Origin of the sequence: Luteimonas sp. MC1825 (assembly GCF_014764385.1) — a bacterium.
GTDB lineage: Bacteria > Pseudomonadota > Gammaproteobacteria > Xanthomonadales > Xanthomonadaceae > Luteimonas.
The window spans coordinates 1,734,965-1,745,025 of the sequence record NZ_CP061714.1; the positions used below are offsets into that span (position 1 = coordinate 1,734,965).

At 70.2% G+C, this 10,061-nt stretch carries 12 protein-coding genes; 4 read left to right on the forward strand and 8 right to left on the reverse strand.

Going from position 1 to position 10,061, the window contains the following annotated elements:
• Nucleotides 1-21: 21 nt before the first annotated feature.
• Together IDM46_RS08020 and IDM46_RS08025 are read right to left on the reverse strand one after the other, a co-directional pair.
• Nucleotides 22-1,005: a pseudouridine synthase gene (locus IDM46_RS08020; protein WP_185115400.1), complete on the reverse strand. Its 984-nt coding sequence runs from the start codon at nt 1,003-1,005 to the stop codon at nt 22-24.
• The gene (locus tag IDM46_RS08025) at nt 950-1,927 is read right to left on the reverse strand and encodes an NAD(P)H-quinone oxidoreductase (protein WP_185115401.1); all 978 of its coding nucleotides are present in this window, start codon (nt 1,925-1,927) and stop codon (nt 950-952) included. Before IDM46_RS08025 ends, IDM46_RS08020 begins: the two co-directional genes overlap by 56 nt.
• Before the next feature lie 122 nt (nt 1,928-2,049).
• Between IDM46_RS08025 and azu the strand changes: the two genes are divergently transcribed.
• The gene (gene azu, locus IDM46_RS08030; RefSeq protein ID WP_182820685.1) at nt 2,050-2,667 is read left to right on the forward strand and encodes an azurin; all 618 of its coding nucleotides are present in this window, start codon (nt 2,050-2,052) and stop codon (nt 2,665-2,667) included.
• A 67-nt stretch (nt 2,668-2,734) separates the two neighbouring features.
• Here azu and IDM46_RS08035 read toward each other — a convergent pair whose 3' ends face one another.
• Complete coding sequence (locus IDM46_RS08035; protein ID WP_185115402.1) at nt 2,735-3,631, reverse strand: LysR family transcriptional regulator; 897 nt, start codon at nt 3,629-3,631, stop codon at nt 2,735-2,737.
• 146 nt (nt 3,632-3,777) lie between these two features.
• Here IDM46_RS08035 and IDM46_RS08040 point away from each other — a divergent pair, with 146 nt between their 5' ends.
• Entirely contained in the window at nt 3,778-4,569 is a 792-nt protein-coding gene (locus IDM46_RS08040; protein ID WP_185115581.1) for a class III extradiol ring-cleavage dioxygenase, read from the forward strand.
• Nucleotides 4,570-4,599: 30 nt separating this feature from the next.
• Nucleotides 4,600-5,394, forward strand: a complete 795-nt coding sequence (locus IDM46_RS08045) for an SDR family oxidoreductase (RefSeq protein ID WP_185115403.1) — start codon at nt 4,600-4,602, stop codon at nt 5,392-5,394.
• 138 nt (nt 5,395-5,532) lie between these two features.
• On the opposite strand, the gene IDM46_RS08050 is transcribed toward IDM46_RS08045, so the two are convergent.
• Both IDM46_RS08050 and IDM46_RS08055 read right to left on the reverse strand, forming a co-directional pair.
• Entirely contained in the window at nt 5,533-6,462 is a 930-nt protein-coding gene (locus IDM46_RS08050) for a M14 family metallocarboxypeptidase (RefSeq protein ID WP_185115404.1), read from the reverse strand.
• Nucleotides 6,459-7,295, reverse strand: coding sequence for an alpha/beta hydrolase (locus IDM46_RS08055; protein WP_185115405.1), 837 nt, complete (start codon nt 7,293-7,295; stop codon nt 6,459-6,461). Before IDM46_RS08055 ends, IDM46_RS08050 begins: the two co-directional genes overlap by 4 nt.
• 160 nt (nt 7,296-7,455) lie before the next feature.
• Between IDM46_RS08055 and IDM46_RS08060 the strand changes: the two genes are divergently transcribed.
• Complete coding sequence (locus IDM46_RS08060; protein WP_220486464.1) at nt 7,456-7,689, forward strand: DUF6522 family protein; 234 nt, start codon at nt 7,456-7,458, stop codon at nt 7,687-7,689.
• Between the two features lie 10 nt (nt 7,690-7,699).
• On the opposite strand, the gene IDM46_RS08065 is transcribed toward IDM46_RS08060, so the two are convergent.
• From IDM46_RS08065 to IDM46_RS08075, 3 genes are read right to left on the reverse strand one after another with little or no spacing between them, the layout of a single operon-like run.
• Nucleotides 7,700-8,074: a YajD family HNH nuclease gene (locus IDM46_RS08065; protein WP_182820677.1), complete on the reverse strand. Its 375-nt coding sequence runs from the start codon at nt 8,072-8,074 to the stop codon at nt 7,700-7,702.
• 52 nt (nt 8,075-8,126) lie between these two features.
• Nucleotides 8,127-9,029, reverse strand: a complete 903-nt coding sequence (locus IDM46_RS08070; RefSeq protein ID WP_185115406.1) for an acyltransferase — start codon at nt 9,027-9,029, stop codon at nt 8,127-8,129.
• A complete protein-coding gene (locus IDM46_RS08075) occupies nt 9,029-10,060 on the reverse strand; it encodes a histone deacetylase family protein (RefSeq protein WP_185115407.1) in 1,032 nt (343 codons plus the stop codon). The genes IDM46_RS08070 and IDM46_RS08075 overlap by 1 nt, the downstream gene beginning before the upstream one ends.
• Nucleotide 10,061: the final 1 nt, after the last annotated feature.

Below are 10,061 nucleotides of genomic sequence, written 5' to 3' on the forward strand. Positions count from 1 at the left end.
ACGGTAGGCGGCCCCCGGCCATCAGCGCGTGAATGACTGGTCCGCGAGCTGCAGCCCGCTGCTGAACTCACGGCGCCGGCCATCGAGCGGATCGTCGAACGCGAGCGAGTGCGCGAGCAGCTGCAGCGGCCGCGCGTGGTCATCGGCCACGGCAGCGTGCAGCTCCGGATACAGCGGGTCATTGAGGATCGGCGCACCGAGTGCGGCCATGTGCACGCGCAGCTGGTGCTTGCGGCCGCTGACCGGGCGCAGCCGGTAGCACCACGCGCGCTCGCCGCGTTCGACCACGTCCAGCCAGGTCTCGCTGTTGGCTTCACCAACGACCTCGCGCATGCGGAAGAACGGCTCGCCGCGCTCCAGGCGGCTGCGGTGCACCTGCGGGAACGCCAGCGCGGGCAGCGGCGGCGCCAGGGCCAGGTAGGCCTTGTCGATGCGCCGCTCGCGGAACAACGCCTGGTAGCGCGCACGGCTGTCGCGGTTCGCCGAGAACAGCACCAGTCCCGCGGTCAGGCGATCAATGCGGTGCAGCGGCACCAGGTCCTGGTTGCCGAGCCGCCGCACCAGCCGTCCGAGCAGGGTCTCCCGCACGTAGGCGCCGGTGGGCGCGACCGGCAGGAAATGCGGCTTGTCGGCGACCACCAGGTGCGCGTCGACATGCAGCACCGCCTCGGTGACGGGAATGCGCGGCTCGTCGGCGACTTCGCGGAAGTAGCGGATCTCGGCTCCGGTCCGGTACGGCGCGGTCACCGCGAGCGGCCGGCCATCGGCATCCAGCACGCGGCCGCGTGCGAAGCGGTCCAGCCAGGCCGTGCGGTCGATCGCGGGAAACCGCTCGCAAAGGGCTTCGAGCACCGTCGCCCAGGGGCCTGGCGGCAGCTGCAGCCGGCTGGCGGGAACGTCGCCCTGCGACACCCGGCTCAGCCCAGCCACGCGCCGCCGGCACGCTGGCTCATCGCGCCAGCAGCACGATCTTGCCGGTGTGACGACCGCTCTCGAGCCACGCATGCGCCTCGGCCGCCTGCGCCAGCGGGAACGTGCGGTCGACCACGGCGCGCACCTGCCCCGATTCGATCCACGGCCACGCCACGCGCTCGACCTCGGCCGCGAGCCGCGCCTTCTCGTCGGCGCTGCGCGGACGCAGCATGGAGCCGGTGATCACCGCCTGCTTGCGCATCACCGTCGCCACCGGAACCTGCAGTTCATTGCCGCCCTGGGCGGCGATGTAGACGATGCGGCCACCGGTGTTGAGCGCGTCGAGCGTCGCGGCGAAGTATGGTGCGCCGACCATGTCCACGGCCACGTCGATGCCGCCCGCGGCCAGCGCAGCCGCAGCGAAATCCTCACGCGTGGTGTCCACCGCCACGTCGGCACCGAGCGCGCGCGCGGCGGCCGCCTTGTCCGCGCCGCGCGCGGTGGCCACGACGCGTGCGCCGGCGGCCTTCGCCATCTGGATCGCGGCCACGCCGATGCCCGACGTCGCGCCGTGCACCAGCAACGTCTCGCCGGCACGCAGCGCGCCGTGCTCGAACACGTTCGCGTACACCGTGAACAACGTCTCCGGCAGCGCCGCGGCCTGCACGAAATCCAGCCCCGCCGGCACCGGCAGCGCGTGGCGCGCGTCGACCAGCGCATACCCGGCGTAGCCGCCGCCGCCGAGCAGCGCGCAGACCCGGTCGCCGACCTTCCAGCGGCCCGCGGCTTCGACCACCTCGCCGGCGACTTCCAGCCCCAGGGTGTCGGGCGCACCCGGCGGCGGCGGATAGCGGCCGGTGCGCTGCAGCACGTCGGGGCGGTTCACGCCGGCCGCGTGCACCCGCAGCAGCAGCTCACCCTCGCGCGGTCGCGGGCGCGGCACTGTCACCGCATGCAGGGCCTCGGCGGGGCCGGAGCCACCGCGGATGGCGATCGCAGTCATCGTGTCCGGCATCCGGATGCTCCGCAACGTGGGGCCCACACGGTACACCGCCCGCGGCGCGCGCCGGCCGTCTTCACACCCAACGCCCACGCGGCGCGCGACCATCGCCGGGTCTACAACGCAAAGAGGTTGACATGAAGACTTCGATCGCACTCCTCGCCGCCGCCTGCGCCCTGTCGCTGGCTGCGTGCGGCAACAACGAACCGGGCACCGACACCAGCGCCACCCCGGGCCCGTCCACGGCACCGGTGGCGACCACCCCCCCGGTCGAAGCGCCGCCGGTCGAGACCCCCGCTGACACCATGCCGCCAGCGACGTCCGAAGCGCCCGCCACCGGCACCAGCGGCAAGCCGAACGCCGTGGTGGACAACTGCAAGACCACCATCGAAGGCAACGATGCGATGCAGTACAACGTCGGCGCGATCGTGGTGCCGGCCTCGTGCAGCGAATTCACCATCACCCTGCAGCATGTCGGCAAGCTGCCGGTCGCCGCCATGGGCCACAACGTCGTGATCAGCAGCGAGTCCAACATGATGGGCGTCAACGCCGACGGCATCGCTGCGGGTGCGGGTGCAAGCTTCGTCAAGGCCGATGATTCACGCGTGGTCGCGCACACCGAGATGATCGGCGGCGGCCAGAGCACGTCCGTCACCTTCCCGGTGTCCAAACTCCAGGATGGCGGACCGTACATGTTCTTCTGCAGCTTCCCGGGCCATGCGGCACTGATGAAGGGTTCCATCAGCGTCGGCTGATAACGACCGATGTCCGCGATGCCAGGGAGGGCGTCGCGGCCATGGCGCGGCACGCCGCCCATGGCGCTCATTGCCTGTCGGCGAACGCCTCGGCCAGATAGTCGATCATCACCCGCACCTTGGCCGGCGGGCGCCGGTCCGGCGGATACAGCACGTGGATGCCGCCAAGGTCGACGACCGGCCGGTCCAGCTCGAGCGCCACCAGTTCGCCGCGTTCCAGCGCCGTGGCGACGATGAAGTCAGGCTGGTAGATGATGCCCTGCCCGCCCACCGCCGCCGCCAGCAGCGCGTCGCCGTTGTTGGCCATCAGGTTGCCCGAAGCCGGCACACGGAATTCGCCACGCAGGCCAAACGCCCAATGGCTGCCGTCCTGCATGGCCGTGAGCGTGTAGCCCAGGCAATTGTGTTGCGCCAGCTCGGCGATGCGCCGCGGCACCCCGCGGGAGTCGAGATAGGTCGGCGCCGCGCACACGCGCATCGCGCAGTCCGCAAGCCGCCGCGCCTGCAGTGGACTGTCGGCCAGCCGCCCGATGCGGATCGCCAGGTCCCAGTTGTCGGCAATCACGTCCAGCTGCGCGTCACTCAGGCCAAGTTCGACCCGCACCTCCGGATGCAGCCGCGCGAACGCCGGCATCAACGGCGCGATGAAACGGCTGCCGAACGACAGCGGCACGTTCATGCGCAGCAGTCCGCTCGCCGTGACGCGTTGCGATGCGGCCTCCGCCTCCGCTTCGTCGATTTCGGCAAGGATGCGCTGGCAGGCATCGAGGTAATTGCTGCCGGCCTCGGTGAGTGCAAGGCGGCGCGTGGTGCGATGGAACAGCTTGACGCCCAGCCGCGCTTCCAGCGCATTGACATGCTTGGTCGCCATGGCCGGCGACATGCCCAACTGGCGCGCGGCCGCGGACAGGCTGCCGGCACCAGCCGCACGCACGAACACCCGCATGCTGGTGATGCGATCCATCCCGCCTCCTACTTTCAGTGCGAAGTGTTGGTCGATACTAGCCGGTTCTCCACCTCCGGGTCGCGACCCATACTGGACCCATCGATCAGCGGAGACCCCTCACGATGACCAGTGACAGCCGCATTGAACCCGGCCAGCCTGCCCGGATGCCGGTGTTCTTCATCCCCCATGGCGCCGGACCATGCTTTTTCATGGACTGGAATCCCGCCGACACCTGGAACCGGATGGCGGCCTTCCTCAAGGGCGTGTCCGCGACGCTGCCGGCGCGGCCCAAGGCCATCGTGCTGGTCTCCGGCCACTGGCTGGAGCCCGGCTTCAACGTCACCGGCAGCGCACGCCCGCCGCTCATCTACGACTATTCCGGCTTCCCGCCGCACACCTACGAGCTGGCGTATCCCGCACCGGGCAGCCCGGCGCTCGCCGAACAGGTCGCGGGGCTGCTTGGCCAGGACGGCGCGGCGGCGCGGGTGGACGGCGAACGCGGCTTCGACCACGGCGTGTTCATCCCGCTGAAGCTGATGTTCCCGGCGGCGGACATCCCGGTGGTGCAGCTGTCGCTGCGCGCCGACCTGGACCCGGGTGCCCACCTCGAGGCGGGCCGCACGCTGGCCGCACTGCGCGACGAAGGCGTGCTGATCATCGGCAGCGGCATGAGCTTCCACAACATGCGCGGCTATGGCGATGCGCGCTTCACGCCGGTCTCCGCCGAATTCGACGCCTGGCTGACCGCCGCCGTGGAACACGCGCCTGCGGAACGCGACGCCCTGCTCGCCGACTGGACCCAGGCGCCGCACGCGCGGCTGTGCCATCCACCGGGCGGCGAGGAACACCTGCTTCCGCTGCTCGTCGCCGCGGGCGCTGCCGCCGACTCCGAGGGCCGCAAGGTCTACTCGGAGACCGTCATGGCCACCACCATTTCCGCATTCCGCTTCGGCTGAGCACGCGCCGCGGCACACGAGGAGCAAGCAATGAAGATCGACCTTTCGGGCAAGACCGCCATCGTCACCGGGTCCACCGGCGGCATCGGTCTGGCCATCGCCAGCGGACTGGCGGACGCAGGCGCACGCGTCACCATCGTCGGCCGCACGCAGGCGCGCGTGGATGACGCCCTCGCCACGCTGCGCGCCCACGCCGCCGGCGCCGATGTGAGCAGCGTGGTCGCCGACGTCGGCATCGCCGACGGCTGCGCCACGCTGATCGCCGCGCGGTCCGACGCCGACATCCTGGTCAACAACCTCGGCATCTATGGCGCGCAGGAATTTTTCGCCATCGACGACGCGCTGTGGAGCGAGTACTTCGAGGTCAACGTGCTCAGCGGCGTGCGCCTGGCGCGGCACTACGCGCGCGGCATGCGCGACCGCGGCTGGGGGCGGATCCAGTTCATCTCCAGCGAATCGGCGCTCAACATCCCCGCCGAGATGGTGCATTACGGGGTGAGCAAGGCCGCGCTGCAGGGCCTGTCGCGCGGGCTGGCCAAGGTGCTCGCCGGCACCGGCGTCACCGTCAACACCATCCTGCCGGGCCCCACGCGCACCGGGGGCGCGATCGCGATGATGGCCGACCAGGCCGCGGAGCGCGGCGTGCCGGCATCGGACATGGAAGCCTTGTTCCTCGCCGAAAACCGCCCGTCCAGCCTGCTGAAGCGCTTCGCCACGCCCGAGGAAGTCGCCAACATCTGCGTCTACGCCGCGTCGCCGCAGGCCAGCGCCACCACCGGCGCGGCGCTGCGGGTCGAAGGCGGCATCGTCGAAAGCATCGCCTGAGGCTGATCGGCGCACACGCCGGCCCAGGTCGCACCGGCATGGCTGATGGGTCGCCCCGCAGTCACCGCGCCGATCGCCAGCGCCACCAGCGCGGCGCAGTTCGACGAGTTGATGGGCGCGGCCCGGCGCGGCCCGCGCTCAGCCTGCGTGCGACAACGCGAATGCGATCGCGGCGCACACCGCCGCCACCTGCGCGGCGTTGCACTGTGCCGGCGTGGCGGCCGGGCTGTCGGGATAGACCTCGGTGGTCGTGGTATAGCGTGCGCCGGTGATGCCCGCGCACAGCCCCAGCGACGCGAGCGGGTAGCGGATGACGCCGGGTGCCACCACCGGCGAGCCGATGATGTCGCCGTTGTCATCGGCAGGCGCGATGTGGGTGACCGCGGCCACGGCGTCGATCACCGCATGCTGGAATGCCGGCTGCGGATGCACGCTGTCGTCCACCAGGTAGAAACCGTCGGGGATGCCGCCCGGCTCGAACGGTTTGCCGTCGCGGGCGGCCAGCGCCGGACGGAACTCGCTTTCGTCGCTGTCGGTGGTCTCGTGCAGGTCGATGTGCATCAGCACGCGGCCGCGCAGGGGCGCGACAAGCTGCATCAACGCAGCGGATTCCCGCACCGGGCTGTCGACGCGGAAGGAGCGGTTGGGATCGATGGCGTCGGCATTCCAGCGTTGGATGCGTTCGTAGCCCCATGGACTGACGCACGGCACCACCAGCAGGTTGGCGCGGCCCGCATATTCCACGGCGCGCTGGTCCAGGAACTGCAGCGCGCCCTGCACGCCGCTGGTCTCGTAGCCATGCACGCCGCCGGTGACCAGCATGACCGGCAGCGCGTCGTCCCAGCCGCGGCTGCGTACTGCGAACAGCGGATACCGGCCGTCGTGCCCGTGGTCCAGCACGCCGTACTGCTGCACGTCGAAGCGATCGCGCAGGCGGTCGATCGCGGCGACGACCTCATCGGCATAGCTGCGCTGCACCTGCTGGCGTGAGCGCCATTCCGACTTCTCGCGCGGGCCCCAAGGCTCGCCGGGAATGCCGATGGGTCCGGGGTTCGCGTGAATCGTCATGCTGCCTGCTTCGCGAGAAATGCCAGCAGCGCCTGGTTGAAGGCATCGGCATGGCTGAGGTTGCAGCCGTGTGGCGCGTCGGCCAGGACCACCAGCTCGCTGCCTGGGATGGCCGCATGCGTGCGCTTGCCGGATCCTTCGAACGGCACGTTGCCGTCGCTGTCGCCGTGCAGCACCAGCGTCGGGACGCTGACCTTGGCCAGATCGCCGCGGAAGTCGGTGGTGGCGAAGGCCTTCATGCAGCCCAGCGCAGCGGCCTGGTCGGACTGCCTGCAGAGCGCGATGGCCTCCTGGCGCTGCGCCTCGGTCACCTTCAGTTCGCCGTTGGCGCTGAAGAAGGTGGTGGTGAATTTGTCGAAGAAGGCCTCGCGATCCGCCCTCAGGCCGTCTTCCTTCTCCTTCGCCGCGTCCTGCGTCAGGGGACCGTCCGGATTGTCCTCGCTCTTCATCAGGTACGGCGGCACGGCCGAGGCGAACACGACGCTGCGCAGGCGGTCTTCGCCGTGGTTGGCCACATAGCGCGCCACCTCGCCACCGCCCATCGAGAATCCGACGAGGGTGACGTCGCGAAGGTCGAGATCCTCGATGACACCGGCGAGATCCGCGGCCAGGGTGTCGTAGTCGAAGCCGTCCGCGGGCTTCGCCGAACGCCCGAAGCCGCGGCGGTCATACGCCACGACACGGAACCCCGCGGAGCGCAGGGGCCCGACCTGTGCGCTCCACGAGTCGGCCGACAGCGGCCAGCCATGGATCAGCACCACGGGGCGTCCATCGCCGCCGCTGTCCTCGACGTGCAGGCGGACGCGGTCCGGGTTCTTGTTGGAAGCGGGCATGGGGAATCCTTGCAGGTGACATGGGCCGGCGGGCGCCGGACCCTGCGATGGTCGCGGATGCGACGTTAAGACGCGGTCCCGCTGCACGGCATGATCCCGGTCAAGGCGGAGTCCCCGCTTCTGCGCCACCCTTGGCACGATCGGAACAGAGGACCCGGCCTTGAGCATCCCTCCCATCGAAATCGATGCCGTGCTGGTCGCGCGCGCCCTGGAGCTCGGGGTCGACGAGTTCCGGCAGCTGATGGCGGACAGCAAGATTTCCGTCCTGTGCGAACGCGGGACCGGCGAAGACGCGGGGCACTATCGCGCGAGCTTCTATTACGGCGCGCGACGCGCGCGGTTCGTGGTTGACGGGAAGGGGCGGCCGCGACCGGACAGCCCGGAGCCGTCATGATCGAAGAGCCTCAGTCCTTGCCTTTGAGCAGCGACTTGAGGCCGGCGAACGGGTTTGAAGTGGCCGATGCGGGCGCATCCTCCGCGGCCAACGCGCTGACGCCGGTATGGTCGAGCTGGCGCGAGTGCTCGTTGTCGTGGCAATACACGCAGAGCAGCTCCCAGTTGCTGCCATCAGCCGGGTTGTCGTCGTGGTTGTGGTTGCGGTGGTGCACGGTGAGTTCGCGCAGGTTGGTGCGGGTGAACTCGCGCGCGCAGCGTCCGCAGATCCACGGGTACATCTTCAGCGCGCGCTCGCGGTAGCCCAGGTCGCGCTGCTCGGCGCTGCGGCGCGCCTCGGCCACGATGCGGTCGAGCCTGGCCTCGTCGGGTACGCGTGTGGACATGTCGGTTTCCGGGCTCGGTGGCCGAGAAGCGTAGCACCGGGCCGGACAGCGGTCAGCGCGCCTCGGGGCCTGGCGGCGGCGACTGCAGCATGCGCTGCAGGTCGGCATCCTTCTCGTCCCACATGCCGTTCATCCATCGCTGGAATCGGGCGCGCACGGCGCGGTCATCGCGCGAGCCGCCACCGGACAGGTCGGCGGGGATCTCACGCTGCCGCACCAGCACGTTGATCGCGGGGACGCGTCCCCCCATCAGGTCCACCAGCGTCGGGCGACCGCCGGGGTAGGCGATGGTCACGTCGAGCACGGCATGCAGCCCGCCACCCATGGCGTCGATCACGTACGACACGCCACCGGACTTCGGCTTCAGCAGGTGCCGGTACGGCGAGGCCTGCGCGGCATGTTTTCCAGGCGTGAAGCGCGTACCTTCCACGAAATTCATCACCGCCACCGGAATGTCGCGGAATTTCTCGCAGGCGCGCCGCGCCGCTTCCATGTCACGTCGCCCCAGCTCCGGGTTCCTGGCGATCTCGCGGCGCGTGTAGCGGCCCATGAACGGGAAATCCAGCGCCCACCACGCCAGGCCCAGCACCGGCACCCAGAACAGCTGGCGCTTGAGGAAGAACCGCAAGAGCGGGATGCGGCGGTTGAACACCTTCTGCAGCACCACGATGTCCACCCAGCTCTGGTGGTTGGCCAGCACCAGGTAGTGCCCGTCGACCTGCAGGTGCGCGTCGACCACCACGTCGAAACGGGTGCCGCTGAAAAGGTCGATCAGCGCGGTGTTGACCGCGATCCAGTTCTCCGCCGCACCGGTCAGCAACGGGTTGGCCGCCAGGCGCACGCGCCGCAACGGCAGCAGCGCCTTGACCAGGGCCACCGCCAGCAAGGGCAGCGCATGCACCAGCGTGTTGATGACCACCAGCACGAACACCAGCGTCGCGCGCAGCGCGCCCATCAGCGGCACGCTCCGAACGCACCGAGCACGCCGGCGACGTTGGTCCCGATCTCGCGCACAGCGTAGCCGCCCTCCTGCACCAGCACGGTTGGCAGGCCGAGCGAAGCCAGCCGCGCGCCCAGTTGCGGGAACCGCTCCGCGCCGAGCTTGAACGCGCTGATCGGATCGCCCTCGTAGATGTCCACGCCCAGCGAGACCACCAGCGCGTCGGCTCCGAAGTCCGCGATCCGCTGCAGCGCGGTGTCGAGCGCCGCGTCGTACGTGTCCCAGCCGGTGCCGCGCGGCAGTGGGAGGTTGAGGGTGAAGCCTTCGCCCGCGCCCGCGCCGCGCTCGTCGGCGTAGCCCAGGAAATACGGGTATTCCGTCTCCGGCGTGCCATGGATGGACACGAACAGCACGTCGTCGCGCTCCCAGAAGATGTCCTGGGTGCCATTGCCGTGGTGGTAGTCGACGTCGAACAGGGCCACCTTGCCGAAGCCGCGCTCACGCAGCTGCTGCGCGGCGAGCGCGGCGTTGTTGAGGAAGCAGTACCCGCCGTACACGCTGCGGCCGGCGTGGTGACCCGGCGGGCGGCACAACGCGTACGCGGATCGCTCACCCTCGGCGACCAGCGCGGCGGCGGTCATCGCGCACTGCGCCGCCGCGAACGCCGCATCCCAGGTGCCTTCCACGATCGGCGTGCCGGCATCGAATGCGTAATAGCCCATCGCGCCGCTGATGCCGGACGGCACGCGATCGCGGCGCAGCCCGCGCGCGGGAAAGCCGCTGGGCAACATGAAACCGTCGCGCCCGTCCTCGCGCCAGCGCGCATGCGCGGTGCGCAGGAACGCGACGAAGTCCGCATCGTGCACCGCCAGCAACGCCTCCGGGTCGAAGTCCCGCGGCACCACGAGCGCATGCCCCGCCTCCACCAGCGCCTCGCGGATGTACTCGGCGCGCGCCGGCATTTCGTAGCAGGGCACCAGCGCACCGCGATGGAGCTCCATGCCACCGTCGTGGCGCAGGTGCAAGGGCGAGTGGACGATCTGCATC

Coding starts and splice junctions, on each gene's coding strand:
- IDM46_RS08045 (WP_185115403.1), top strand. CDS start 4,600: ATGAAGATCGACCTTTCGGGCAAGACCGCCATCGTCACCGGGTCCACC.
- IDM46_RS08035 (WP_185115402.1), bottom strand. CDS start 3,631: ATGGATCGCATCACCAGCATGCGGGTGTTCGTGCGTGCGGCTGGTGCC.
- IDM46_RS08050 (WP_185115404.1), bottom strand. CDS start 6,462: ATGACGATTCACGCGAACCCCGGACCCATCGGCATTCCCGGCGAGCCT.
- IDM46_RS08055 (WP_185115405.1), bottom strand. CDS start 7,295: ATGCCCGCTTCCAACAAGAACCCGGACCGCGTCCGCCTGCACGTCGAG.
- IDM46_RS08065 (WP_182820677.1), bottom strand. CDS start 8,074: ATGTCCACACGCGTACCCGACGAGGCCAGGCTCGACCGCATCGTGGCC.
- IDM46_RS08020 (WP_185115400.1), bottom strand. CDS start 1,005: ATGCGTGGCTCGAGAGCGGTCGTCACACCGGCAAGATCGTGCTGCTGG.
- IDM46_RS08040 (WP_185115581.1), top strand. CDS start 3,778: ATGCCGGTGTTCTTCATCCCCCATGGCGCCGGACCATGCTTTTTCATG.
- IDM46_RS08075 (WP_185115407.1), bottom strand. CDS start 10,060: ATGCAGATCGTCCACTCGCCCTTGCACCTGCGCCACGACGGTGGCATG.
- IDM46_RS08025 (WP_185115401.1), bottom strand. CDS start 1,927: ATGCCGGACACGATGACTGCGATCGCCATCCGCGGTGGCTCCGGCCCC.
- azu (WP_182820685.1), top strand. CDS start 2,050: ATGAAGACTTCGATCGCACTCCTCGCCGCCGCCTGCGCCCTGTCGCTG.
- IDM46_RS08070 (WP_185115406.1), bottom strand. CDS start 9,029: ATGGGCGCGCTGCGCGCGACGCTGGTGTTCGTGCTGGTGGTCATCAAC.